General features: G+C 36.6%; 24 protein-coding genes and 1 pseudogene. 1 reads left to right on the top strand and 24 read right to left on the bottom strand.

What is annotated here, in order from left to right; all coding sequences use genetic code 11:
* Positions 1-2: 2 nt before the first annotated feature.
* The 8 genes from D0S48_RS00850 to D0S48_RS00815 all read right to left on the bottom strand — a co-directional run bounded on the left by D0S48_RS00850 (position 3) and on the right by D0S48_RS00815 (position 8,368).
* A complete protein-coding gene (locus D0S48_RS00850; RefSeq protein WP_144535904.1) occupies positions 3-695 on the bottom strand; it encodes a tRNA (adenine(22)-N(1))-methyltransferase in 693 nt (230 codons plus the stop codon).
* A 353-nt stretch (positions 696-1,048) separates the two neighbouring features.
* On the bottom strand, positions 1,049-1,432 hold the full coding sequence (cccA, locus tag D0S48_RS00845) for a cytochrome c550 (RefSeq protein WP_144535902.1): 384 nt from the start codon (positions 1,430-1,432) through the stop codon (positions 1,049-1,051).
* 141 nt (positions 1,433-1,573) lie between these two features.
* Complete coding sequence (locus D0S48_RS00840; protein ID WP_144535900.1) at positions 1,574-2,713, bottom strand: acyl-CoA dehydrogenase family protein; 1,140 nt, start codon at positions 2,711-2,713, stop codon at positions 1,574-1,576.
* Between the two features lie 260 nt (positions 2,714-2,973).
* On the bottom strand, positions 2,974-3,540 hold the full coding sequence (locus D0S48_RS00835; RefSeq protein ID WP_151109427.1) for a hypothetical protein: 567 nt from the start codon (positions 3,538-3,540) through the stop codon (positions 2,974-2,976).
* A gap of 160 nt (positions 3,541-3,700) precedes the next feature.
* Positions 3,701-4,828 carry an RNA polymerase sigma factor RpoD gene (gene rpoD, locus D0S48_RS00830; protein ID WP_144535896.1) on the bottom strand — a complete coding sequence of 376 codons (1,128 nt, stop codon included), beginning with the start codon at positions 4,826-4,828 and terminating at the stop codon, positions 3,701-3,703.
* A 32-nt stretch (positions 4,829-4,860) separates the two neighbouring features.
* Positions 4,861-6,693, bottom strand: coding sequence for a DNA primase (gene dnaG / locus D0S48_RS00825; protein ID WP_151109425.1), 1,833 nt, complete (start codon positions 6,691-6,693; stop codon positions 4,861-4,863).
* A gap of 215 nt (positions 6,694-6,908) precedes the next feature.
* The gene (locus D0S48_RS00820; RefSeq protein ID WP_144535892.1) at positions 6,909-7,718 is read right to left on the bottom strand and encodes a pyruvate, water dikinase regulatory protein; all 810 of its coding nucleotides are present in this window, start codon (positions 7,716-7,718) and stop codon (positions 6,909-6,911) included.
* Positions 7,719-7,729: 11 nt separating this feature from the next.
* Entirely contained in the window at positions 7,730-8,368 is a 639-nt protein-coding gene (locus D0S48_RS00815) for a transcriptional regulator CcpN (protein WP_151109423.1), read from the bottom strand.
* A 328-nt stretch (positions 8,369-8,696) separates the two neighbouring features.
* Between D0S48_RS00815 and D0S48_RS00810 the strand changes: the two genes are divergently transcribed.
* Positions 8,697-10,079: a glycine--tRNA ligase gene (locus tag D0S48_RS00810; protein ID WP_151109421.1), complete on the top strand. Its 1,383-nt coding sequence runs from the start codon at positions 8,697-8,699 to the stop codon at positions 10,077-10,079.
* An 80-nt stretch (positions 10,080-10,159) separates the two neighbouring features.
* Here D0S48_RS00810 and recO read toward each other — a convergent pair.
* The 16 genes and pseudogenes from recO to prmA all read right to left on the bottom strand — a co-directional run bounded on the left by recO (position 10,160) and on the right by prmA (position 25,309).
* A pseudogene (recO, locus tag D0S48_RS00805) lies at positions 10,160-10,944 on the bottom strand (DNA repair protein RecO).
* A 42-nt stretch (positions 10,945-10,986) separates the two neighbouring features.
* Complete coding sequence (gene era / locus D0S48_RS00800; protein WP_144535884.1) at positions 10,987-11,907, bottom strand: GTPase Era; 921 nt, start codon at positions 11,905-11,907, stop codon at positions 10,987-10,989.
* Positions 11,891-12,301 (bottom strand): cytidine deaminase, encoded by a 411-nt coding sequence (locus tag D0S48_RS00795; protein ID WP_151109419.1) that lies wholly within the window; start codon positions 12,299-12,301, stop codon positions 11,891-11,893. The genes era and D0S48_RS00795 overlap by 17 nt, the downstream gene beginning before the upstream one ends.
* Positions 12,302-12,315: 14 nt before the next feature.
* Positions 12,316-12,681 (bottom strand): diacylglycerol kinase family protein, encoded by a 366-nt coding sequence (locus D0S48_RS00790; RefSeq protein ID WP_151109418.1) that lies wholly within the window; start codon positions 12,679-12,681, stop codon positions 12,316-12,318.
* The gene (gene ybeY, locus D0S48_RS00785; RefSeq protein ID WP_144535878.1) at positions 12,668-13,153 is read right to left on the bottom strand and encodes an rRNA maturation RNase YbeY; all 486 of its coding nucleotides are present in this window, start codon (positions 13,151-13,153) and stop codon (positions 12,668-12,670) included. Before ybeY ends, D0S48_RS00790 begins: the two co-directional genes overlap by 14 nt.
* Positions 13,154-13,173: 20 nt before the next feature.
* Positions 13,174-15,282 carry an HD family phosphohydrolase gene (locus tag D0S48_RS00780; RefSeq protein WP_151109416.1) on the bottom strand — a complete coding sequence of 703 codons (2,109 nt, stop codon included), beginning with the start codon at positions 15,280-15,282 and terminating at the stop codon, positions 13,174-13,176.
* A 189-nt stretch (positions 15,283-15,471) separates the two neighbouring features.
* Entirely contained in the window at positions 15,472-16,428 is a 957-nt protein-coding gene (locus D0S48_RS00775; RefSeq protein ID WP_144535874.1) for a PhoH family protein, read from the bottom strand.
* A complete protein-coding gene (locus D0S48_RS00770; protein ID WP_151109414.1) occupies positions 16,425-17,534 on the bottom strand; it encodes a sporulation protein YqfD in 1,110 nt (369 codons plus the stop codon). The genes D0S48_RS00775 and D0S48_RS00770 overlap by 4 nt, the downstream gene beginning before the upstream one ends.
* A gap of 289 nt (positions 17,535-17,823) precedes the next feature.
* Positions 17,824-18,276, bottom strand: coding sequence for a hypothetical protein (locus tag D0S48_RS00760; protein WP_144535869.1), 453 nt, complete (start codon positions 18,274-18,276; stop codon positions 17,824-17,826).
* A 27-nt stretch (positions 18,277-18,303) separates the two neighbouring features.
* Complete coding sequence (gene floA / locus D0S48_RS00755; protein ID WP_186318093.1) at positions 18,304-19,290, bottom strand: flotillin-like protein FloA; 987 nt, start codon at positions 19,288-19,290, stop codon at positions 18,304-18,306.
* A gap of 11 nt (positions 19,291-19,301) precedes the next feature.
* Complete coding sequence (locus tag D0S48_RS00750) at positions 19,302-20,576, bottom strand: NfeD family protein (RefSeq protein ID WP_144537145.1); 1,275 nt, start codon at positions 20,574-20,576, stop codon at positions 19,302-19,304.
* 219 nt (positions 20,577-20,795) lie between these two features.
* Positions 20,796-20,969, bottom strand: a complete 174-nt coding sequence (gene rpsU, locus D0S48_RS00745; protein ID WP_004227078.1) for a 30S ribosomal protein S21 — start codon at positions 20,967-20,969, stop codon at positions 20,796-20,798.
* A 102-nt stretch (positions 20,970-21,071) separates the two neighbouring features.
* Complete coding sequence (gene deoC, locus D0S48_RS00740; protein ID WP_144535865.1) at positions 21,072-21,743, bottom strand: deoxyribose-phosphate aldolase; 672 nt, start codon at positions 21,741-21,743, stop codon at positions 21,072-21,074.
* Positions 21,744-22,254: 511 nt separating this feature from the next.
* Positions 22,255-23,595, bottom strand: coding sequence for a tRNA (N(6)-L-threonylcarbamoyladenosine(37)-C(2))-methylthiotransferase MtaB (gene mtaB, locus D0S48_RS00735; RefSeq protein WP_144535863.1), 1,341 nt, complete (start codon positions 23,593-23,595; stop codon positions 22,255-22,257).
* Positions 23,596-23,610: 15 nt separating this feature from the next.
* Positions 23,611-24,351: a 16S rRNA (uracil(1498)-N(3))-methyltransferase gene (locus D0S48_RS00730; RefSeq protein ID WP_151109412.1), complete on the bottom strand. Its 741-nt coding sequence runs from the start codon at positions 24,349-24,351 to the stop codon at positions 23,611-23,613.
* Between the two features lie 13 nt (positions 24,352-24,364).
* Complete coding sequence (gene prmA, locus D0S48_RS00725; RefSeq protein ID WP_151109410.1) at positions 24,365-25,309, bottom strand: 50S ribosomal protein L11 methyltransferase; 945 nt, start codon at positions 25,307-25,309, stop codon at positions 24,365-24,367.
* Between the last annotated feature and the right edge of the window lie 4 nt (positions 25,310-25,313).

Below are 25,313 nucleotides of genomic sequence, written 5' to 3'. Positions count from 1 at the left end.
ACTCACAACAGCTCCTTAACGATTGACATCTTGTTCTCTAGTTCCATTATTTTATGTTCAACTTCAGTGGAATTAGGGATAGTCTTTAATTGTGTCCATATTCTTTCCCATTCCTTCACTTCAACTGACCATTTTTTCTTAAATATATTTGTTCTGACTTGCATTAATATTGGTCCAACTAAGAGCTCCTGCTCAGTAAGAGTCATGCTCCCTTTTTTTAATACGATTACTTCATATATTTTAGAATGCTCCTCTAGAATAGTTTCCTCTTCAATTTTCCAGCCTTCTTTGACTGCCCATTCACGGATTGCCTTTGCGTGGATATTAGGTTGGAGAATTAACGTGTGGACATTCGTAAGCTTATGCTTGCCAGCTTCTAAGATGGAAGCGATTAATGGACCACCCATCCCAGCAATAGTAATCGTGCCTACGTGATCTTCCTCATTAATAACTTGTAATCCGTCTCCAAAACGGACCTCTATTTGATTTTCTAAACCTTCATTTTTAACTTGCTTTAAGGCAGATTCATATGGTCCTTTTACTACTTCACCCGCTATCGCTTTTTTGATAGTGGATTGATGCACTAAATAACATGGTAAATAGGCATGGTCACTTCCAATGTCAGCTAAAATAGTATTTTTTTCTACGTAGGAAGCTACTGTTTTTAGTCTATCTGATAAATTTTTTGCATTCATTCTTTACACCTCTAAAGTTATTATAACAAAAATAAAAAATGCGTTCGAGTACTTGCAGTGATAGTTTTCATTTATATAAAAGTATAACACTGCCCTAGTTTGAGATTTAACATGTCGTTGATTGGATTCTTAATTACAAATGAAATTTTATCGAATAGTTGTATTGATAGATTATCGCTTTTCCACACTTTTAACAAAAATCATGTCTTACGATTGATTCTTGCTCAAATTTTAATCATTTAATAAAATTCACATGAATATGTAATTTTATATTCTTTCTTGTCATTCATAAAAAGCAATATTAAAAAAAGACCTCGATTCTTAAAAAGAATCCGAGGTCTTTTATCGAAATATTAGTTACCTAAAGATTTGATCCAAGTAGCCATTTCATCTAGGTTTGCTTCCGGTACTAAGCCAGCAGGCATAGCGCCTTTACCGTTTGCTAAAACGTCTTTGATTTCATCTTCCGATAGTGCAGTACCAACTAATGATGGTCCCATTCCACCTTCATATGAGTTACCGTGACAGCTAATACATTTTCCTTGAGCAAGTGCTTCAGGATCGAATTCTCCAGCAGCAGCATCTTCTCCGCCTTCAGCAGATTCTCCACCTTCAGCAGATTCATGTTCTGAAGTGATTTCTTCTTTGTTACCTACGCCATCGATAGATAGGAAGAAAATTAAACCGATACCAAATGCCATAATTAATATAAATGGAATAATTGGATTCTTTTGCATAGTTAACCCTCCTTCTTTGATACATTCTTTTCTAATATAGAATTAGTCAACACTCATATTGTACTCCATTGTGTCGAAAACGAAAAGTGTTATTGAAGAAGTTTTATAGCTTTGTGACAAAATCGACATATTTTTTTAAAATTAACAACCAATATGTCTAGCAATTACCATTCGTTGGACCTCAGACGTGCCTTCTCCAATTTCCAGTAGTTTTGCATCTCTCATAAAGCGTTCCACCTCATACTCCTTCATATAACCATATCCTCCGTGCAGTTGAATTGCTTGATCTGCCACTTCCATTGCAATTTCGGACGCATATAATTTACACATAGATGCCTCTTTACCAAAAGCACGTCCTTGATCCTTCAACCAAGCTGCCTTATAAACCATAGTTCTTGCTAATTCTATTTTCATGGCCATATCGGCAAGCTTAAATTGCGTAATTTGAAATTCTGATAAAGTTTTTCCGAATTGCTTACGCTCTTTAGAATATTGTAGAGCTCGATCAAAAGCTGCCTGTGCAATACCAACTGCCATTGCTCCTATACCAATTCGTCCACCGTCTAAGGTAACTAAAAACTGTCTGAACCCATTTCCTCGCTTACCTAACAAATTCTCTTGAGGTACTCTTACATTATCTATTACCAATTCCGTTGTATTAGATGCATTCAAACCCATTTTTTCATAATTGTCGATAACAGTGAACCCTTTAGCATCTGTAGGAACTATAATTGCTGATATTTCCTTTTTACCATCCTTAATATCCGTTATTGCAGTCAAAGCAAGATGCTTTGCATAGCTAGCATTTGTTATAAATGCCTTACTACCATTTATGACAAAATCATCGCCTTCTTCTTTGGCGGTTGTTTGAGTTCCTCCTGCATCAGATCCAGCGTTAGGCTCCGTTAAACCAAACGCACCGAAGGATTCTCCTGTACAAATTGGAACTAAATACTTTTGCTTTTGCTCTTCTGTTCCAAACAAGCTAAGCGGAGCTCCTCCTAGTGAAATATGTGCCGAGTAGGTAATGCCTGTAGAGGCACATGCACGGCTCAATTCCTCTGTTACAATAGCAAAGCTCACTGTATCTGCCCCTGCTCCACCATACTCTTCTGAAAACGGTAAGCCCATCATCCCCATGTCGGCTAACTGTTTAAAGACTTCTTTCGGAAAATGCTTTGTTTTGTCACGCTCAATAGCTCCAGGAGCTACAACTTCGTTAGCAAACTCCTTAATAGTCTTGCGAATCATCTGTTGTTCCTGAGTTAAATCAAAATTCATTTTATTCCATCCCCTTTGTAAATAAAAACGCTTACTTTTTTATTATACAAAAGATTGCGGAAATTAGCATATTAAAAAGCGATTCTATGTCACTAGTAATAATTATTACACAATAAATTGAAAGATTTATTATAAGAATTGGTACAAAAAAATAGAAAGCCAAGCCTTTCCTGCTTATTTACAGGCAAGAAGGTTTGGCTTCCTATTAAAATTAAAAACAAACTCAAAATTACCAGATTTCCAATTAATACAGAAATTATCTATACGATATATATATAAGCTATATAAACTAGTATGAAGATTATTCCCACTATACCGGAGATAGTGAAGTAAATTAGCTTCAAAAATACTCCAGAAAGAAGCCATAAAATACAATTAGCGATAATCATAAATAATAATATATTTGGTTCACTTATAAAGTAGGCTTCCCAAATTTTGAAAGTAACCCCTAGCAAAAGCAATGCAGAAAAAACAAATAAGAGTGGGGTTAAAAGAGAGTTATTTTTTGCTAGTTTAATAGCAATGTAGACAAATAATTTCACAGCAACTCCAGCAAATATAATCGGTAGTATGTTTGAAGTCATAGTTAATAGTGCGGTTAAGATCGCTAAAGTGATTAGTCCTATAAGAAAAATAACTCCATTCATTTTTAAAGATGCTTTTTTCTTTTCCTTTTCCAAAACTGCTTGATTGTTTACTTCTATTTCTTCTTTCTCCCCTTGTGCATAAAGAGCAGTAAGAAAATCACAGTAATGCTCCGGGAGAAGTTTATTTTGCTTCCAGAAAGCTATTTCATTCAGTATTATTTGCTTTTTTTGAACTGACATACTAATCCTCTTTTCCATTCTCTTCCTTATGCCAATTGGATAATCTGTGTTTGAAGACTTTGAGTTTATATCTTTCTATGTATCAGGTTGATTGCAACTTTTGGAAATATTTCGTATTTTATTACTGTAAAAAAGGCATCCTTTTTAGGATGCCTCTTTATTATTCTAAGAAATCTTTTAAGCGTTTGCTTCTAGAAGGATGACGTAACTTTCTTAAAGCCTTCGCTTCAATTTGTCGAATACGTTCACGTGTTACGCCGAAAACCTTGCCAACTTCCTCAAGAGTTCTCGTACGCCCATCATCTAATCCAAAGCGTAAACGTAATACATTTTCCTCACGGTCTGTTAAAGTGTCTAACACATCTTCTAATTGCTCTTTAAGAAGTTCGTATGCTGCATGATCAGAAGGTGATTGTGCATCAGCATCTTCAATGAAATCTCCTAAATGAGAATCGTCTTCTTCCCCAATAGGTGTTTCTAAGGAAACTGGTTCTTGTGCTATTTTTAAGATTTCACGTACTTTTTCTGCTGGAAGATCCATCTCTTCTCCGATTTCTTCCGGTGAAGGCTCACGTCCTAAATCTTGTAGTAACTGACGTTGAACTCGAATTAGCTTGTTAATTGTTTCAACCATGTGCACTGGAATACGAATTGTTCGAGCTTGGTCAGCAATTGCACGAGTTATCGCTTGTCGAATCCACCAAGTTGCATAAGTACTAAATTTGAACCCTTTACGGTGGTCAAACTTCTCTACTGCTTTAATAAGACCCATGTTACCTTCTTGAATTAGATCCAAGAATAACATTCCTCGTCCCACATAGCGTTTAGCAATACTAACAACTAAGCGTAGGTTTGCCTCTGCTAGACGTTTTCTAGCTTCTTCATCTCCTTGCTCGATTCTTTCAGCAAGTGCGATTTCTTCCGAAGCCTTCAACAGATCTACTCGGCCAATCTCTTTTAAATACATACGAACAGGGTCATTGATCTTAACGCCAGGTGGAACACTTAAATCATTGAGATCAAAGGTTTCTTCTTCTTTCCCTTTCATCAAACGATCTAAATCCTCTTCATCTCCGTCTTTACGACCAAGTTCAATTCCTTTGCCCTCTAAATGCTCAATGAACTCTTCGATTTGATCTGATTCCAAATCGAAAGAAGCAAGTTTGTCGGCTATATCATGGTAAGTTACCTCACCATTTTTTTTACCTAGTTCGATTAATTGTTTTTTTGCATCTTCTAATGATAATTCGATATCCGTTTCTTTTGTACGTTCAGACTTGTCCGCCATAAGAATTCCTCCTTTTACTACCGGATGATTATTTATTGAAAATCTACTAAAGATTTCTTTAACTGAATGGCCTCTTGTGCCAGCTGGAGAGCTTTAGTTATATCCGACATTTTTTCAGCCTCTTTAGCTTCATGTAGCTTACGTTCTATTTGCTGCTCAATCCGGTATTTTCTAATATGGCGCAAACAGTCCATGACTTCTTCCGTTTCATGCTCTGGATCACGTTCTGAGAGCGCTGCTTCCATTACTATTTTTCTTAGTTCACCATCATTTAAAACTTCTAAAAACCTTTGATAATCACCATCGGGATAATCTTCGTAATAACCCATTAAGCGAACATATGCAGCTTCATATGCATCTCTTATAAAACATGGGCCATCATTGATGTTACTTATTGCAATATCAATTACTTGAGGGTTGTGAAGCATATGTGCCAACAATATTCTTTCCGCTCTTTCATCCGCTGAAATGGTTCGTTTCTTTTTCGGCAGCTCTTGAGGAGACGCAATAGGAAGAGAATGATTGCTTTTAGTTTCTTTTGCTTTTTTCCCCTGTATTTTGCGCAAATGTTGATATATCGCTTCTTCTGATACGTTTGTCTCTTGAGACAGCTGACGAATATAGAGATCTCGCTCTACAGTAGAGTTTCTATCACTCAGTATTTCCAATATCTCTTGAATATACTGAAGCGTATCATTTTCGTTATTAAAATTCTTGTCCCTCTTTGACACAATCATCATAAATGAAAGATAAGAATGAGGTTTGTCAATAATTTTTTCCCTAAAGGCTACTTCTCCATAATTTTTTATATAGTCATCAGGATCCATTGCATCAGGAATAATTGCAACCTCAGTTTGAATACTTTGGCCTTGAAGAGATGTTGCAGCTTTACGAGCAGCCTCCATTCCAGCTTTATCACCATCGAAGCAAAGAGTGACATTGGTAGTTAATCTCTTGAGCTTGGTTATATGTTGAGACGTTAAAGCGGTTCCCATTGTTGCAACACCGTTTGTTATACCCGCTTTTGATGCTGAAATAACATCTAAAAAGCCTTCAAAAATAATCACATTGCGTTGCTTACGTATATCAAGTCTTGCTTTATCTAAGTTATAGAGAATTTGGCTTTTCTGAAAAATAGGAGACTCTGGACTATTTAGATACTTTGCTTCGTTTTCTTTCTTGTGTAGTATCCTTCCAGAGAACGCCACTACGTGTCCGGTTTCATCGAAAACAGGGAACATAATTCTTCCGCGGAACCGGTCAAAATACTTCAGCTCATTTTCTTTTCTTATAATAAGTCCAGTTTTCTCAATTTCTTGTAAATCCATACCTTTTCTCTCTAATAAGGTAGTAAGAGCATCCCAGCTAGGTAGTGACCAGCCTATTTTATACTTTTCTATAAGCTCGGTAGAAAACCCTCTTTCTTGTAAGTAATGTAATGCATTTTCTCCCTCCTCCGTGTGAAGTAACAGATGATGAAAATATTCGCTAGCAAACTCATGCGCTTTTTTCATAAGAGATACTTCTTTAGAGACTGGTGCTTTTTCCTCTATACTATGAGCTGACTTATGTTCAATCTCCATACCGAGACGACTACCAAGCTTACTAACAGCTTCATGGAATGAGAGATTTTCAATATCCATTAAAAACGTAATTACATTTCCTCCGGCTCCACAGCCAAAACAATGAAAAATTTGCTTTTCGTGTGTGACTGAAAAAGATGGGGTTTGTTCACCATGAAAAGGACAAAGGCCGAAGAAGTTTCTACCTCTCTTCGTAAGTTGAACATACTCACTGATTACATCTACAATATCTGTGTTATTTCTAACTTGTTCGATTACTTCTTCTTCTATACGATTCGTCATTATTTCACCATCTTTACTTGCTACTTAGTATTAATTCGAGAGACTTAAGAAAAATCCTGCAAGAATCGACAAAATAATTACACAAAAATACGAAATAATTCTTTTTTCCACAAAGAATTATTATAAAACATTTCAATATATTAATCTATACTTTATTCGCTTTCGTACATAAAAAAACCTTTTCACATTCGTGAATCGGTCTTTAATATTTCAAATTATTTTTGTTGGATTTGATTTATGACTAGATTAGCAGTTTCTTCTACTGCCCTATTAGTCACATCTATTACCTGACATCCAATTCGATTGACGATACGTTCAAAGTGTTCAATCTCTTCATTTATACGTTCTATCTTCGCATAGCTCGCATCATCCTTCAAACCAATAGCGATAAGTCTTTCTCTTCTAATCGAATTAAGTTTATCCGGAGTAATAACTAATCCAAAGCACTTCAATGGATCTATTTGAAAAAGTTCCTCTGGTGGCTCTACCTCGGGCACAAGTGGTACGTTAGCCACTTTATATCTTTTATTAGCTAAATACTGAGATAATGGAGTTTTAGAAGTTCTTGAGACACCAATTAATACTATATCAGCTTGTAAAAGCCCTCTAGGATCTCTTCCATCATCATACTTGACAGCAAATTCCACTGCTTCTATTTTTTTAAAATAGTCTTCATCTAGTTTGCGAACAAGACCAGGCTCTTCAAATGGCTTTTCATCTAATTTTTTTTCGAGCAGACTGATAACAGGCCCAATTAAATCTACGCATTGCAAATCGTACTTCTTGCAATACGTCACAATTGCCTCTCTCATATCATGCTGAACTAATGTATATAAAATACAAGCGTTCTGTTCTTTAGCCAAAGCAGTTATCTCTTTAATGTGGTCCATGGAGTCAATATGGGTAAATCTTTTTAGCTTTGTATGTTGCAAGCCAGGTCTAAATTGGCTGATTGCAGCCTTTGCAACTAATTCACCCGTTTCTCCTATAGAGTCTGAGACGATAAACAGGTTTAACATTTTCATTTTTTCACTCCTCATAAATCATGGTCATCGGCTAAAGATAAGAAAGCTCGTGTAATATTTGTCTTTGTTATTCTCCCGACAATCTCTAAACCATCTTTAGTTTCTTTAACAACTGGTAAAGAATCGATTTGTCGACTCATTAGTTTATTAGCTACTTCTATCAATGTATCTTCTTTTAAACAATACGTCACATTAGGCATTCTTGTCATAATCATATGTACCGGCATTTTGGTTAGATCTTGATTTCCAATACTTGTACGTAAAAAGTCTTTCCTTGAAAGAACTCCCGACAATACAGACTTTTTATCTACCACGAACAACGATCCAACATCCTCTAAAAACATTTGACATATTGCATCGTAAACTGACATACCTTCTTCAACAACAACGGGGATAGATTGAAAATCCTTTACTAGCATCTGTGCAATATTATCTGAAATAGCCTGACTGGTTTTTTTACCAGAATAAAAATATCCAACACGTGGACGAGCATCTAAAAAACCAGCCATCGTTAAAATCGCGAGATCCGGTCTAAGTGTAGACCTTGTTAAACTAAGTCGTTCTGCTATTTGTTCACCTGTAATAGGCCCATTCCCTTTTACAATGTCCAAAATTTCGACCTGCCGTTTGTTGAGTTCGATTGGACTCACCGCCTCAAAATTATACTTATTCTAAATAATTATATACCATTATGCATCACATTGCTAAATAAAGAAGCATATGTTACAATCATCAATAATATTAAAGCGTTGAAGAGCATTATAAGTACTGTTATTTTAGCGAGTGGTGATAGTGTAAGACCACACCTACAGGAAACGGCAGCTCGGAGCTTAAGCTTTTAAAGTGGATTGTACAAACAATCAATCGGGGTGGAACCGCGGGTTATAAACTCGTCCCCGGGCTATTGTAGCCCGGAGACGAGTTTTTTTGTACTCATTTTACTTTAAAAGAATATTTATCAAATAGGAGGTATGTCAAATGGAATTTTCAATGGAAAATGTAGTTAGTTTAGCAAAACAAAGAGGTTTTGTATTCCCAGGCTCTGAAATATATGGAGGTTTGGCAAACACATGGGATTATGGTCCTTTAGGAGTAGAACTAAAAAATAATGTAAAAAAAGCTTGGTGGAAAAAATTCGTTCAAGAATCACCATATAACGTTGGTTTGGATGCAGCAATTCTGATGAATCCAAAAACTTGGGTTGCTTCAGGACATATTGGCAACTTTAATGATCCTATGATTGACTGTAAAAAATGTAAATCACGCCACCGCGTAGACAAAATTATTGAAGATGCATTAGATAAAAAAGGAATAGAAATGGTTGTAGACGGTCTTTCCTTTGAAAAAATGGAAGAGATTATGAAAGAACATGAGATTGTCTGCCCTTCTTGTGGTGCTTATGATTATACAGAGATCCGTCAATTCAACTTAATGTTTAAAACTTTCCAAGGAGTAACAGAATCGTCTACTAATGAAATTTTCTTACGTCCAGAAACTGCTCAAGGTATTTTTGTAAACTACAAAAATGTGCAGCGTTCTATGCGTAAAAAAATGCCATTTGGTATTGCCCAAGTAGGTAAGAGTTTCCGTAATGAAATCACTCCTGGTAACTTCACTTTCCGTACTAGAGAATTTGAACAAATGGAATTAGAATTCTTCTGTAAGCCTGGCGAGGATATGGAATGGTTTGAGTTCTGGCGCAATTATTGCAAAGAATGGCTTTTAAATTTAGGTGTTTCTGAGAATAGCATACGTCTAAGAGACCATTCTGACGAGGAGTTATCACATTACTCCAATGCAACAACAGATATCGAATATAAATTCCCATTTGGATGGGGAGAGCTTTGGGGAATTGCTGACAGAACAGACTTCGATTTGAAGCAGCATATGGAACACTCTGGTGAGGACTTCAATTATATCGATCCAATAACAAATGAAAGATATGTCCCTTATTGTATCGAACCATCTTTAGGAGCTGATCGTGTAACTTTAGCATTCTTATGTGAAGCTTATGATGTAGAGCAACTAGAAGGCGACGATCAACGTACAGTTCTGCGCTTCCACCCTGCTCTTGCTCCTATTAAGGCCGCAATCTTACCTTTATCTAAAAAACTTTCTGAAGGCGCTACTGCTTTATTCTCTCATCTTAGCAAGCATTTCATGGTGGACTATGATGAGTCACAATCAATTGGTAAACGTTACCGTCGCCAAGATGAAATTGGCACACCATTCTGTATCACATACGACTTCGATTCAGAAACAGATGGCCAAGTTACAGTTCGTCACCGCGATTCTATGGAACAAACTAGAATGCCAATAGCAGATGTAAAAGCATATATTGAAGAGCAATTACAATTCTAATTAATGCATAAAAGGAGAGAAAGTGAAAAATTCACTTTCTCTCCTTTTTCTTATTTTTACAAAAAAATGCTCCTTCGAAATTACTCTTCCGAAGAAGAATCCTTTTGAGGGTTATTATAGAACTCTGGGGTCTTTTCCATTTGATCCAAAAACACTTGAGATTTTAAACGTACTCCTACTTGCTCATTATAAATTGTTCGCACAATTTTTTTATAAATCCTTTTGTTTCTTTTTTTAAGGAAAGCTTACCAACCTGATTTATGGGGACCGTATAAAACGTTCTGATTAGCTTAACCTGAGCTGGGGTTAACCGAATTAAGTATGAATCAATGGAAAAGCAACGATGACATAAGAAACCTATCTGAGCGAAGGAAAATGCAAATTCTCCATCTGTAGATCCACAATTGGAACATTGATGAAGTACAGGATATATGCCCGCAACAGGTAACATCTTCCATTCTACAAACAAGCTAATTGCCTCTGGGTCATAGCCTTCAGTTATAGCCTCTAACGCTTGCTGTAAAATCGTAAATACATGCGGTTTTGGTGACTCATCATCTATTAACTTATCAACTAACTCCATGATAAAGCTTGCATAGGCGGTGGTAAAAATATCTTCCCGGATTACACGCATTGAGTCAATAATTTCTCCTTGCTGCAGAGATCCCATACCTCTTCCTTGCTGAATTAAGAAATATGCATAAGTAAATGGCTGAGAAATAGAAGAGAGCCGGCTCGTCGGCTTTTTAGCACCACGAGCCATAGCTGCCCTTTTCCCTAATTCTCGTGAGAAAATAGTTACTATTTTATCTGTTTCTCCGTAAGATGAGGTTCGTAAGACAATCCCTTCTACCTTTTGAAGCAAAAGCCTTCCCTTCCTTCTAAGCTTGCTCTATAAGTCCTATTCTTAATATTCGTCTTCTCTAAACCCATAGTCTCTTAAGTGGGCGGATTTATTGCGCCAATCCTTTTGCACCTTCACCCATAGTTCTAGAAATACTTTGGTTCCTAATAGCATTTCTATGTCATGACGCGCTCTTGTTCCAACCTCTTTAAGAAGAGCACCTTTTTTACCAATTACAATACCTTTTTGGGAATCTCGCTCTACAATAATTGTAGCCATTACACGAATCATATCTTTATCTGTGTCTTCTTCTTTTTTTATTTTATCAATCACTACTGCAATTGAATGTGGAATCTCTTCCCTTGTTAAATGTAATACCTTTTCTCGTATTAACTCAGAAATAATAAATCTCTCTGGATGATCTGTTACTTGGTCAGCTGGATAGTATTGTGGACCTTCCGGCAAATACGATTGAATCGTCTCTAGCAACCTTTCCACATTATTACCCTGAAGAGCGGAAATTGGAACGATCTCAGCAAAATCATATTTGTCTTTATAAGACTCAATGATTCCTATCAAATCATCTGGATGCACCTGGTCAATTTTGTTAATAACTAAAAATACAGGTGTTTCATTTTTTTCAAGCAAATCTATGATAAACTCGTCACCTTTACCTCTTGGCTCTGTAGCATTTACCATAAATAATATTACATCAACCTCGCGTAATGTGTTTTTAGCAACCTTTAACATAAAATCTCCAAGTTTATGCTTTGGTTTATGAATACCGGGCGTATCGATAAAAATCATTTGACTTTCATCTAATGTAAGAACTCCTTGTACCTTATTGCGAGTGGTTTGAGGCTTATCACTCATAATTGCTATTTTCTGACCGATAACACGGTTTAAAAAAGTAGATTTCCCTACATTTGGACGTCCAATAATTGATATAAAACCTGATTTAAAACCTTCATTGTTTTGCTGCATAATCTAAATCCTCCGTTGTAAAAGCTCCTGGTAATAACTCAGATACCGTTGTTTCTGTTACATTTCCTTTTAAATTTGTTAAAAATACTGGCATATTCACATCGCAAAATTCAGCTAAAACTTGTCTGCAAGCTCCACAGGGAGAAATTGGGCCCTCGGTGTCACCGGAAACAGCAATAGCTGCAAAGTTCTTTTTGCCTTCAGAAACGGCTTTAAAAATTGCTGTTCTTTCTGCACAGTTTGTTAATCCAAACGACGCATTTTCAATATTGCAACCTAATATGATTTCACCGTCAACAGTTAGTAGAGCTGCACCTACTGGGAATTTTGAATAAGGAACATATGCTTTATTTCTCGCTGCTATAGATGCTTCTAATAATTTCTCTTTATCCATGATGAACACACCTTTTAAAATAAGATTACCGACCATTTCGGTATAAATATGATTAAACCTATAATTACTGTGCAGATGGCATAGACTAGACAAGCTCCAGCAGCAATATCCTTTGCCTGCTGGGCTAATAGATGATAGTCAGGTGATACAAGGTCTACAACCCTTTCAATCGCCGTATTAACCAATTCTATCATGAACATCCCAAAAATGAGCATGACAACAATGATCCACTCCCATTTAGAGAGCCCGGTGAATATACCCGCTAACGAAACTATACCTGCTGCCAGTAAATGTAAGCGAAAGTTTTGTTCTGTTTTAACAGCCTGTAATACTCCTTGCGTAGCATAGACGAATGACTTACCAAATTTATGAAAGTTCATGGCCTTCACGCTTTAAACCAAAAGCTTGTAAAATATTTTCCTGTAAACCAAACATTTCCTTTTCCTCTTCTTCTGTTCCATGATCGTACCCTAGCAAATGTAAAAATCCATGAACAGCTAAGAAGGCAAGCTCTCTTTCAAAAGAATGTCCATACGACTCTGCTTGCTCCGTTGTACGTTCTACTGAAATAACTATATCTCCAAGCAATGTAGGAAGGTCTGCATCTTTTATTTCTATTTCTCCTTCACCCATTTCTTCCATTGCAAATGAGATTACATCTGTAGGCATGTCTTTGTTTCGATAGTTTTTATTGATTTCTTGAATTACATCATTAGTTACAAAAGTGACACTAACTTCGCTTCCATCTTTTACATGTAATTGATCTGCTGCTGATTGAAGTACTTTCTCAACTAATGCAACTGCTTCTTCGGATAATGTATTTGTTTCGTCCATTAAATCCATTACTAGCATGTTTGTTTACTCCTTACTGATTATTTGGGGTATTCTATTCTGGAATGGAATGTACCATTCATCGTTGAACAGAAACTTTCCTCAATTTTCTTTATTTCCTTGAATGATAAATCGCATTCATCAAATTGTCCATCAATTACCTTATCTTTAATAATTGATTGGATTAGGCGGTGTATTTTTTCTGCATTCGGTTCCTTCATTGAGCGAACAGCAGCTTCTACGCTATCAGCTACAGAAATAATAGCTATTTCCTTTGTTTGTGGCTTTGGACCTGGATACCTAAAAGATCCTTCTTCAATATTCGGATTCATTTCTTTTGCTTTATGATAAAAGAATTTTAATAGGCTAGTGCCATGATGCTGCTCAGCAACATCAATAATTTCTTTAGGAAGCTTATTTTTTTTCAAAATGTCTGCTCCTTCTACAGCATGAGAAATAATAATATCCTTGCTTGCCTCCGGCGATAGATTATCGTGCGGATTATAACCATTCACTTGGTTTTCTATAAAAAAGCCTGGACGATTAGTTTTACCGATATCGTGGTAATAGCAACCAACTCTAGCAAGTAAGCCATTTGCCCCTATAGCCTCACAGGCCGCTTCTGCTAAGTTTGCCACCATTAGGCTATGATGATACGTACCAGGTGTTTCTGTCAGTATTTTCTTTAGCAAGGGATGATTTGGACTAGAAAGTTCAATCAACCTCATAGTGGAAAGTATACCAAAAGCTGACTCAAAAAAAGGCAAAATACCAAGAGTAAGTGCACCTGATAACACTCCAGAAACTAATGCTGCCCCGATATAGAATGCAATATCTGTAAACTCATAAGTGGTTTTGGTCATCAACAAATAAAATAATATAAACGTTAAATTAACTGAGGCCACTATTAAGCTTGAACGCAGAATCTGTGAATTGTTATACATATGCTGCATAGCAAAAATGCCCGCTATCCCACCAAAAAGTATGTATAACGCCACTTCCATTTGAAAAATATTCGTATATCCCTCTTGAAAAATAATACCAGCATAAGCAGCTACGACAAAATTAGAAATAAAGGCTGCTCGTTCATTGACTAATATATAAACTAACATGGATACCATAGCAGTCGGGAACAAAAATGCAATAATGATATCAAAATTGTACGCTACTGATTGTAGCACTTTCATCATCAACACGGATACAATAACACTAAAAGCCACAACAATCAGATTTTTTGCGTTGTGAAGGTTAGATTCTTTTACACGAATTGTTTGTCCAAAAAGAACCCACATCGTAAGTAAAACAAATAGCGATACACCTATGTATGGCTTATAGGATGATTTGTTTGTCAGCATACCTAATAACTCTAGTTGACGATATACCTCTTTACTAACGATTTCACCTTTTTGTACAAGTATTTGACCTTGTAAAATTCTTGTAGGCTCAACACTGGCCTTAGCTTGTTCTATACGTAGATCGGTTAATTCATCATTTTTTATTTCTGTCGCTATGATGGAGCCACGAGCAATTGATATGAGGACATTCGTTACGTCATCAGGAAAATTAAATGTAGTACGTACTTTTTGAACGACTTTATCTCTTTCTATGGCCAAGTTTTCCGTTCGGATTGGTTCATTTAAAGTCTCTTCTACTAAAACCGGCAGCTTTTCTTTCGCCTCGTTAAGCGTAGCGGGATTTTGCTTTAGTAATATGTTTAAAGCATCATCTGTCAAAGGCACAAAGCTATCATTTTCTGTTAGCACGTTCATCTCTTTTTTTAGTTTTTGTAAACTTTCAACTGCTGATTCAGGTTCTTCCGGGGAAATCTCTCCTTTTACATCTAATACACTGTCAAAGATAGATTCGGCAATTGTGGATTGATTTTCTGCCGTTTCTTCTTGAAATTGGTATACAGGAGATACTTCAGCAGCCGCCTTTTCTTTTTCCTCCTCCGTCTTCACAGGATCTTCCATTGTTTTTACGGATCGAATAGTTTCAGGGGCTAAATTCATTAAAGATATATCGTATGTATTTTCTTGTACGCTTCCTTTTATTAATAGGAACATACTGATAGAAGTTAGAAGGATAATAATTATAGGGAGGTATTTATTTTCTCGCCATCTTTTCCATTTCATTATTAACGACTTCATCCATTCATCCCCTTGCTCTACTATTCTCTTTATTATACCTTATATACAAAACAATTGGACAATTAATCTATTAAGAGTGTTATAGCTTTAAAAAAGGTTAGCATGAATGTAAATATATATCTTTAGGAAAACGTATGTGAATCAGTAAACAAAAAACAGCCGTCTATTATTGACAGCTGTTTTAATATATTATTGATTTTCTTCATATGCAGAAATAATTTTAGCTACTAGAGGATGACGTACTACATCCCCTTGCTCTAAATATTGGAAATGGATTCCTGAAACTTTATGAAGAATTTTTTCAGCAACAATTAGGCCTGACTCGGCACCCTTCGGTAAATCGATTTGGGTTTTATCTCCAGTAATCACCATTTTAGATCCGAAGCCTAGGCGGGTTAAAAACATTTTCATTTGAGCTTTTGTTGTATTTTGAGCTTCGTCCAAAATCACAAATGCATCATCTAAGGTTCTCCCACGCATATAAGCAAGAGGAGCAATTTCTATAGTTCCTCTTTCCATTAGGCGATCTGTTTGTTCTGTACCTAACACATCATGCAAAGCATCATATAACGGGCGTAAATAAGGGTCTACCTTCTCTTTTAGATCTCCAGGTAGAAATCCTAGACTTTCACCTGCTTCGACTGCTGGACGTGTTAAAATGATTCTCTTAACGTGTGCATTTTTTAAGGCTTGGGTTGCCATTACTACAGCAAGATAGGTTTTCCCAGTTCCCGCTGGCCCGATTCCAAATGTCAAATCAGAATGTCTAATACCTTGAATATACTCTCTTTGACCAATTGTCTTCGCTCGAATTGCTTTCCCTTTTGTATTCCGAGCAATCTCTTCATCATAGAGGCTTGCGAAATACTCAATAGTTCCATTAATGCTCATTTCAATTGCAGTTGAAACATCACGAAGGTTAATATTAATACCTTTTCTAATTACAAGTAGTAGCTGTATGATTAACTGTCTTGCATCTTCCACATTTTGTTCTTCTCCAGCAATTTGTATCAACTCGCCTCTAGTAATCAACTGCACCTTTAGCTCTTCTTCAATAAGCTTAATATTTTTATCTGAAATACCTAGCAGCATAACTGCTTCGGTTGGGTCTTGCAGATTAATGTCTAGTTGTTTTTGTTGGCTCATGTGTCGTCTCCTTGGGGTATAACTTGTGGTGTTGCAATATTTTCATTTATTAGTAATAATATCTTCCCTTTCACTTTATCATTTTCAATAGACATCTGTAAAACTTTATCTTCTAATATTTGAGTGCCAATAGGTAATTCATTCATGATTTTTTGAAATAATAAAGGACGTACTAGATGTTTAACTGATTCCTCATTTAGATCATACGAAACCACCTCACTACCTTGTACATACCCTGCTTTAAAATAAGGCTGCAAAAACCGTGGCATAGCTATTTCCTTCCAAAAGTCATTCTTATCATCTGTCTTTTTTTGAATGAGCACTTCTCGGGTTGTAGGCTTTATGATAGTGACCTTTCTTGGAAGTTCAAAGTTAAGCTCTATCCAATAGCTTGCGTACACTTTACCCTCAGCACTTGTAATTATCCGTTTGTCACCTTGAGTAACAAATCCATTAACAAGAATATCACCTTTTTTAACTGAAGTATTTTTTTCTACCGCTCGTACCCCTTTTACTAATTCAAAGTCTGTAATTACTCCACTTCTTTTAGCGATAAGATGAGATGGCGGTGCATTTTTTACTTTTCGCTCATTTGTTACCGGGGCAAGCATAGGGGTGACTGTTAAAGTTGAACCAGATTGAGTAAAATGAATCCAAGAAAATTCCTTATGCTTCAGTAGAAGTTTCTGCCTAATTTCTTGTTCAGATGGTAATGAAGAAATAAGCATCCTTTCTTTAATTTTCATTTCCTTTAGCTGTTCCGTTATCATGATGTTACTCTCTGGCGTATATGAATCAATGTTGACCTTCCATATAAATTGTGCAAAGATCAGCGGTATTATGAAAAAAAAGATTACCCCAATAATGGAATAAGAATATATGGAAATGGTGCCGCTTGTTGTTTCGTCCTTTAGCTTTACAGGAAGTTTCATCGTTTTTCGTATTTTCCTAAATTGCTTCAAATCTTTTTTCTGAATGGAGAAGAACAAACTATCCTCCGTGCTATAAACTCGATACACTTCGATATCGTGAGACAATAATTTCTGAAACAAAACAAACTGATCAGTGGTGCTTGCTAATTGGATACGTACTAGTTGTTTTGACATTAGCCGTTGTCCTTCCTAGTAAGTTTAAAGCACTGGAGTTTATCTACCTGAAGATGAAGGCGTTCCATTGACATCGACTTTATAAATAATCGTTCAGCTTGTATTTCTAGTAGATGATGATTGTAGGAACAGACTAACTCCGTATCTGATAATCGAAGAAGCGAAATTTCATAATCTAAAATAATGTCATCAAAATTATCAATCATAATACTCGCGTGGAGTGGAAATAATTGTTTGATAAAAAACACCCCTTTACATGAATTTATGCATGTAAAGGGGTGTTCATGATTTATCTTTTTGATTTTGGAGGAGCTAATATCTCCGATAAAACTATAGCACGCATAAGCTCTTCTTTTGTATCGGGCATAATATTTTGAACAACCGACTTTTTAGTGGCATTTTGTTGGCTGACTTGATGCACGGAAAGACGGCCAGTTGACCTCGGAACACCTTGGTCTCTTCCTATTTCCCTTCCGACCTTTTCTATAACCGGAGGAGCATCTACCCGTATTTCTTTAGGTACAGAAAGAGGTTTTCTTTCCATTTTGGTTTGTTGCTCCTGTTGAAACTCTTTCGCTAATTCCCCTAAGCTTTTAAAAGGATTTTGAGCAACCGGCTTTTGCTGTGGAGCCCTTTGTATATTGGGCTGTGCAGGCTTAGGTGCAGGTTTTTCTTCCTGCTTCTTTCTTCCAAACAATGAAGTAAGAATAATAATTATTAAGGGTAGTATTAAACCTTCCAAGGAGAAGTCCTCCTTTCTGCGCTAATACTAGTCTTTTAACTCATCAGTGGAAGGTTTATCATTTCCAACCTTGCTGATAGAGTCTCTCATACCAGTATCTGCTTTGATGTTGTTATAATTCATATAATCCATAACACCCATATTACCTTCGCGTAAAGCTTCAGCCATTGCACGTGGCACTTCTGCTTCTGCCTCTACGACTTTAGAGCGCATCTCTACAACTTTCGCTTTCATCTCTTGTTCTGAGGCTACTGCCATTGCACGACGTTCTTCTGCTTTAGCTTGAGCAATCTTTTTATCTGCTTCTGCTTGCTCTGTTTGTAATTCAGCACCGATGTTTTTGCCGACATCAACGTCCGCAATATCAATCGATAGAATTTCAAATGCTGTACCAGAATCTAGCCCTTTAGACAGAACTGTTTGTGAAATTAAATCCGGGTTTTCTAATACGCGTTCATGGCTTACACTCGAACCAATTGTACTAACGATACCCTCACCAACACGAGCTACAATTGTTTCTTCACCAGCACCACCGACTAAACGGTCAATATTGGCACGAACTGTAATACGTGCTTTTGCTTTTACTTCGATACCATTCATCGCAACACCTGCAATAAATGGTGTTTCAATTACTTTCGGGTTAACGGACATTTGTACTGCTTCTAGTACATCACGGCCTGCTAAATCAATTGCTGCTGCACGTTCAAATGATAACTCAATATTTGCACGATGTGCAGCGATAAGCGCATTGACAACTCGGTCAACGTTACCACCAGCTAAGTAATGGCTTTCTAACTGATTGATAGTTACATTCAATCCAGCCTTATGTGCTTTAATAAGAGGATTTACAATACGAGATGGAATTACTCGACGTAATCTCATACCTACTAGTGTAAAAATACTAATTTTAACTCCTGCTGCAATAGCTGAAATCCATAATGCTATCGGGAAAAATGTTAAAAATACCGATAATAGGATGAAAGCTATGACAATTATTACTATTGTACCTATCATGCTACCACTAATCATTGTGTTGCCTCCCCTTCTCTTGCTTCTCGAACAACTATTCGAGAGCCTTCAACCTTAATAATAACCACTTGCTTATCCTTTCCGATAAAACTTCCGTCGGATACAGCATCGATGCGCTCGTTCTCAATACGTATAGTCCCAGAAGGTCTAAGCGGTGTCATCGTTTCAGCTATTTTTCCAACTAAATCTAAACGATTATGATTGGACACATATCCTTTTTCAGTAGTAGTTGCATCCGTCAAAATCATTTTGTTTAATAACCTAACCTTTTTTCCGAAGAATTTCACAATAATCACCATTCCTATTATAGCTACTGTTATTGCTATTAAAACCGCAACGCTCATATAAAAAAGATTACCACCTGCTAATATTATGCTAAATAATATAGCTACTAAACCTAATATACCAATAATCCCACCAGGAATAAAGAATTCGGCTATTACTAGCAGGATTCCCAGTGCCAGTAAAACAAAGGTTTCATATCCTGCTAATCCTGCTACAAGATGCCCGTAAAAGAATAGACCTAAAGAAAGTAAACCTACCGTTCCAGGTACTCCAAAACCTGGAGAATATAACTCTAGGATTAGCCCTAAGCTGGCAAGAGATAATAAAATCGGCACTACTACTGGGTTAGTTACAATTCTTGCTAGCGTTTCTACAAAAGCTTCCTTTGTTTCAACTACTTTCGCTCCTGTTAAATTGCTTTTTTTAAGCAATTCATCAAAAGTAGCAACCGTTCCCTCTGAATAACCGACTTCTATTGCTTCTCTTGCTGAAAGCGTTAACAATTGTCCTTCTCCCGCTCTGTACTCAGGAAGATCAACAGACTCGTCTGCCATCGCTTGAGCATAAATAGGTTCTTTGCCGGTTCTTTCAGCTGCATTTCTCATTTTAGCCTTCCAGGCACTAGTTGCCTTCATGTCAGCAGCATTTCCGGCGCTATCAATAACTGCTGCTGCTCCCATCGACCCATTAGGTGACATATAAATCTCGTCTGTGTGTAGAGCTAAATAGGCTCCAGCCGATAATGCCTGCGAATTAATATAGGCTATTTTCCTAATAGGTGTTGAATCTAACAAATTCACGATTTTCTCTGCCGAGTCTACGAATCCACCAGGAGTATTTATATCAAAAATTATAGCATCTGCTTCTGCTTCCTCCGCTTCTTTTATAGACCTTTTTAAGAAAGCATATAAGCCGTCTTCTACTTCTTCGTATATAGGAACCTTATAGACAGTCTGAGTGTCTGCTGAAAAAGAGGGTACAACCATTGCAAATGCGGCAAGTAATAAGCAAAAAGAAATAAACAGCCGCGCTAATCTCACACTTAAACCTCCCTTCTTCTATATGTATATTACTGTTTACGGTTGAAAATCAAAAAAGTTTCAATAAATTAAAATAAACCGAGAAAATAAATTTTCTCGGTTTACATAATTGTAAATTTTAATCATACAGTACGTGTTTTGAACGTAGGGATGGTTGGGATTAAATTACCACTTACGTTTACGTGCAGCTTCTGATTTCTTTTTACGTTTCACGCTTGGTTTTTCATAAAACTCGCGCTTTCTAACCTCTTGAATTGTACCACTTTTAGATACAGTACGTTTGAAGCGGCGAAGAGCATCTTCAAGCGATTCGTTTTTGCGAACGACAGTTTTTGACATCTCTCTTTCCCTCCCTCCGAACACACGTCAGTACATAACCAAGTGTTATGTACTAAAAAATTATACCGTATAATAAAGTCTTGGTCAATACTTTGGCATTAATTAATAATCAGATTTACTTTCTAATCCGTTTACAATCTCAATACCAGAACTTGCCCCTATTCGAGTAGCTCCTGCATCTACCATCGCTTCAAGATCTTCAAGGCTTCGAACTCCACCAGAAGCTTTGACACCAAGGTCTGGTCCAACTGTTTCACGCATGATTTTCACTGCGCTGACTGTTGCTCCTCCAGTAGAAAAACCAGTAGAAGTTTTGACAAAATCTGCCCCAGCAGTTTTAGATAACTCACTAGCTTTAATAATTTGTTCATCCGTTAACAAGCAAGTTTCTAAAATTACCTTCACTATTGCCTTGCCTTTTGCAGCATTAACTACTGCTTCTATGTCTTTTTGGACATAATCATAATCTTCATCCTTTAAAGCACCTACATTGATAACCATATCAATTTCTTCAGCACCGTTATCGATAGCATTAGTTGTTTCGAAAGCTTTAACTTCACTAGTAGTAGCTCCTAATGGAAAGCCAATAACTGTACAAACTTTAGCAGGTGAATTTTTTAATAAAGATGCGCTTAATTTTACCCATGAAGGATTTACACAAACAGAAGCAAAGTTATATTGTTTCGCTTCCTCGCAAAGTTTTTCAATTTGTGTTTTTGTTGCGTCTTGTTTTAATAGAGTATGATCTATTAATGCGGCTATGTTTTGTGTCATCATATAAACTCCTTCCAGTTGTACGTACCTCTTAATATTACTGATAAAAACAAAAAAAAGCTAGTGTGAAAGCCATACTAGCTTCAGACTGTAAACAAAACAAATAGTTTTTTTATTTTTACTACATAATATGTAATCGTCGATTTTAGTTCCAAGCGTCTTGCTTTTCACGGGCAAGTCTGAATGCAACGGATCCGCGCGCTGTCCTCGTAGGATTCTTAGCTCCTTCCACTTCAGTGACTAGCATTTGCACATCAATAAGTGTTGAATTTCTAAATCTACTATGACATTAAGGTTTAACGTGTTAAATATCATGAGGACAATAAACCAAATCAATGACCTTGAACACATGCTACCGATTGAGCAGTTTGACCGTCTGACTTTTCGTAGATACTACTAACCCTTAGAGTTCAGGGGAGATATGAACTCAATTATCTTCAAAAATGACAAAGTACCCCGAGAATTGAACTCTCAGGGTACTTTGTCTAAGGTTAGAAGCTTAGTATGAATGTTACACTAGTTCTTTTACTTCTTCTAATATTCGTACAAACTGTCCTTCATTTTGTGGATATCCAGCCCGGGTTATTTTTACGCGCACTAATTTACCTATTAACTCTTCCGTACCTGGAATAATAACTTTTAAGTAATTATCTGTATATCCTTCTACAAATGACTCTCCTGATTCATTGTTTACTACTTCCTCAGGAATAATTTCAAGTACCTCATCTTCGAAACGAGAAGCATAATCTACCGCCAATTGGTCATTCAGTGTTATTAGGCGATGAACACGTTCATTTTTAATCTCTTCATCTACTTGGTCTTCCATTCTAGCTGCTGGTGTACCAGTACGTTTTGAATATGGGAAAACGTGCAATTCAGAGAATCTTTGGTCACGGATAAAGTTATATGTTTCCATAAATTCCTCTTCCGTTTCTCCTGGGAATCCTACAATTACATCTGAAGTGATCGCTAAATCGGGAAGAGCATCTCTTAGGCGATCCAAGCGATTAGCGAAGAATTCCATCGTGTATTTACGACGCATTCTTTTAAGAACCGTATCGGAACCCGATTGTATAGGAATATGCAAATGCCTCACTACAATCTTAGATTCTTTTAATACATCAATCACTTCGTCTGATAGCTGACTTGCTTCAATGGAACTAATTCTTAAACGCTTCAAGCCCTTAACATTCATCTCAATATCTCGTAATAATTGAGCTAAATTATAGTCCTTTAAATCTTCTCCATATCCACCAGTATGAATACCAGTTAACACGATTTCTAAATACCCTGCATCAACTAGTTGCTGGGCTTGTCTTACTACTTCTTGAGGGTCTCTGGATCTCATCAAACCACGAGCCCATGGAATGATACAAAATGTACAGAAATTGTTACAACCTTCTTGGATTTTCAAGGATGCACGAGTACGGTCAGTAAATGAAGGCACATCTAGCTCTTCATATACACGATTTTTCATAATGTTTCCTACTGCATTAATCGGTTTACGCTCCATTTTATATTGTTCAATATAACCAAGCATTTTCGTACGTTCTTGAGTACCGACAACAATATCTACTCCTGGAATAGCCATAATTTCAGCAGGGGAAGTTTGAGCATAACATCCAGTAACACAAATAACAGCATCAGGATTTTGACGAATAGCACGTCTAATGACCTGTCTGCTTTTTTTGTCTCCTGTATTCGTTACAGTACAAGTATTTATTACATACACATCAGATTTTTTTTCAAAATCCGTACGTTCATAACCATTATCCTTAAACAGTTGCCAAATAGCCTCTGTTTCGTAATGGTTTACTTTACAGCCTAATGTATGGAATGCAACGGATGACATATCCTTACACCTCTTTCATTCATATTCATAGGAAATTGCAGCAAGCGCATATAATGGCGCCGTTTCTGTTCTTAAAATTCTAGGTCCAAGTGCAATAGGTTTAAAATCATTTTCTAATAATTGCCTTACCTCTTGTCTGTCCAATCCACCCTCTGGACCAAAAACAATCAGTATCGATTGTTTATCATACACCTTTTTTAATTGGTCGGCAAACTTTTGTCGTTCTGTTAGTTTAGCATCTTCTTCATCTGCTACAAATTTAACATCATACTGTTTAGCAATTTCTAAAAGTTCCAACATCGTTACAGGATTATGTATCTGTGGAATAAAAGATCTATGCGATTGCTCTGCTGCTTCTTTAGCAATTTTTTGAAGTCTGCCAATCTTTTTATCGTTTTTTGCTTTATCCCATTTTACAATAGATCGCTTTGCTTCAAATGGGAAAAGTGAATGCATACCAAGCTCGGTTCCCTTTTGAGTTATAAGTTCCAGTTTGTCTCCTTTAGGTAGCCCACAAACAATTGAAACTTGCAAAGGCATTTCGTTTGTAACTTTCAGCTTTTCAACGACTTCTAGCAATACTTCTTTAGAGGTCCCTTGTACAATCGACATAATATAAGTATCTTTTTCACTTACTATATATACATGGTCACTAGGAGACATACGCATCACCTGAATCATGTGATGCGCGTCTTCTCCAGTTATAGTAACAGTATTGTTTTCGCCTACAGGCTCTTTTGTAAAATAACGTTGCAAGATAATTACCCCTTTACTTTACAGGCTTTCTAGAAATAATTGTAACCCAGTCTTCCATCATCATGACTTCATCCACTTTAAAGCCTGACTGCTGTAAAGATTCTCTTACATCTTCTTTCTTTGTCGCAATAATACCTGAAGTGATAAATAGTCCACCAGGCTTAACAATAGAATAGGCATCATCTGTAAAGGTCATAATAATTTCGGCTAGTATATTTGCGACAACAATATCTGCTTGTTCAGTTACATTATCAAGTAGGTTCCCATGAGTAACTTGAACGATATCATCCACTCTGTTAATGGCAATATTCTCTTTTGCAGATTTTACTGCTACCTCATCAAGATCTAAAGCATGAATCGAAGAAGCCCCTAGCTTTGCTGCTCCTATTGACAGAACTCCTGAGCCAGTTCCAACATCAATTACTGAAGTATTTGGCTGAACTGTTTTCTCGAGTGCTTGCAAGCACATAACAGTCGTTGGATGTGTACCTGTACCAAAGGCCATACCAGGATCCAACTCAATAATTAACTCGTCTGAGTTAACTCTTTCATATTCTTCCCATGTTGGGACAATAGTAAATCGATTAGAGATTTTTACAGGATGGTAATATTTTTTCCAAGCCGTTGCCCAATCTTCCTCGTCAACTTCTGTTACTGTGATTATATTATGTCCTAAGTCGATATTGAAATTTAGCAAGTTGTTGATCGCAACCTTAATCTCTTCTACTGTTTCCAATAAAAAGCTTGTTTCGGCTAAATAAGCTTTTATTCGCACACCATCTACCGGAAAATCATCTGGATTTAAGCTATAGATTTCTCCAAAGATATCTTCTCTATCTCTAACCAATTCTTCTGAATCCTCAATAACTACTCCACTTGCACCAGCCTCATGCAAAATATTGCTTACCGCTTCCACTGCCTCATTAGTAGTGTGAATAGATAGCTCCGACCATTTCACTTGC

The sequence above is a fragment of the Psychrobacillus sp. AK 1817 genome, assembly GCF_008807035.1.
GTDB lineage: Bacteria > Bacillota > Bacilli > Bacillales_A > Planococcaceae > Psychrobacillus > Psychrobacillus faecigallinarum.
The sequence above is the reverse complement of the archived record's forward strand: the minus strand, read 5'-3'. Positions and strand labels throughout refer to the sequence as shown.

What these genes read in the sequence shown, in the direction of transcription:
- D0S48_RS00750 (WP_144537145.1), bottom strand. Translation starts at nt 20,576, where the DNA reads ATGGTTGTACCCTCTTTTTCAGCAGACACTCAGACTGTCTATAAGGTT.
- D0S48_RS00810 (WP_151109421.1), top strand. Translation starts at nt 8,697, where the DNA reads ATGGAATTTTCAATGGAAAATGTAGTTAGTTTAGCAAAACAAAGAGGT.
- floA (WP_186318093.1), bottom strand. Translation starts at nt 19,290, where the DNA reads ATGATAGGTACAATAGTAATAATTGTCATAGCTTTCATCCTATTATCG.
- D0S48_RS00775 (WP_144535874.1), bottom strand. Translation starts at nt 16,428, where the DNA reads ATGAGCCAACAAAAACAACTAGACATTAATCTGCAAGACCCAACCGAA.
- D0S48_RS00850 (WP_144535904.1), bottom strand. Translation starts at nt 695, where the DNA reads ATGAATGCAAAAAATTTATCAGATAGACTAAAAACAGTAGCTTCCTAC.
- D0S48_RS00770 (WP_151109414.1), bottom strand. Translation starts at nt 17,534, where the DNA reads ATGTCAAAACAACTAGTACGTATCCAATTAGCAAGCACCACTGATCAG.
- dnaG (WP_151109425.1), bottom strand. Translation starts at nt 6,693, where the DNA reads ATGACGAATCGTATAGAAGAAGAAGTAATCGAACAAGTTAGAAATAAC.
- D0S48_RS00820 (WP_144535892.1), bottom strand. Translation starts at nt 7,718, where the DNA reads ATGAAAATGTTAAACCTGTTTATCGTCTCAGACTCTATAGGAGAAACG.
- ybeY (WP_144535878.1), bottom strand. Translation starts at nt 13,153, where the DNA reads ATGCTAGTAATGGATTTAATGGACGAAACAAATACATTATCCGAAGAA.
- cccA (WP_144535902.1), bottom strand. Translation starts at nt 1,432, where the DNA reads ATGCAAAAGAATCCAATTATTCCATTTATATTAATTATGGCATTTGGT.
- D0S48_RS00795 (WP_151109419.1), bottom strand. Translation starts at nt 12,301, where the DNA reads ATGGATAAAGAGAAATTATTAGAAGCATCTATAGCAGCGAGAAATAAA.
- rpoD (WP_144535896.1), bottom strand. Translation starts at nt 4,828, where the DNA reads ATGGCGGACAAGTCTGAACGTACAAAAGAAACGGATATCGAATTATCA.
- deoC (WP_144535865.1), bottom strand. Translation starts at nt 21,743, where the DNA reads ATGACACAAAACATAGCCGCATTAATAGATCATACTCTATTAAAACAA.
- D0S48_RS00780 (WP_151109416.1), bottom strand. Translation starts at nt 15,282, where the DNA reads ATGAAGTCGTTAATAATGAAATGGAAAAGATGGCGAGAAAATAAATAC.
- D0S48_RS00790 (WP_151109418.1), bottom strand. Translation starts at nt 12,681, where the DNA reads ATGAACTTTCATAAATTTGGTAAGTCATTCGTCTATGCTACGCAAGGA.
- mtaB (WP_144535863.1), bottom strand. Translation starts at nt 23,595, where the DNA reads ATGTCATCCGTTGCATTCCATACATTAGGCTGTAAAGTAAACCATTAC.
- D0S48_RS00840 (WP_144535900.1), bottom strand. Translation starts at nt 2,713, where the DNA reads ATGAATTTTGATTTAACTCAGGAACAACAGATGATTCGCAAGACTATT.
- rpsU (WP_004227078.1), bottom strand. Translation starts at nt 20,969, where the DNA reads ATGTCAAAAACTGTCGTTCGCAAAAACGAATCGCTTGAAGATGCTCTT.
- D0S48_RS00835 (WP_151109427.1), bottom strand. Translation starts at nt 3,540, where the DNA reads ATGTCAGTTCAAAAAAAGCAAATAATACTGAATGAAATAGCTTTCTGG.
- era (WP_144535884.1), bottom strand. Translation starts at nt 11,907, where the DNA reads ATGCAGCAAAACAATGAAGGTTTTAAATCAGGTTTTATATCAATTATT.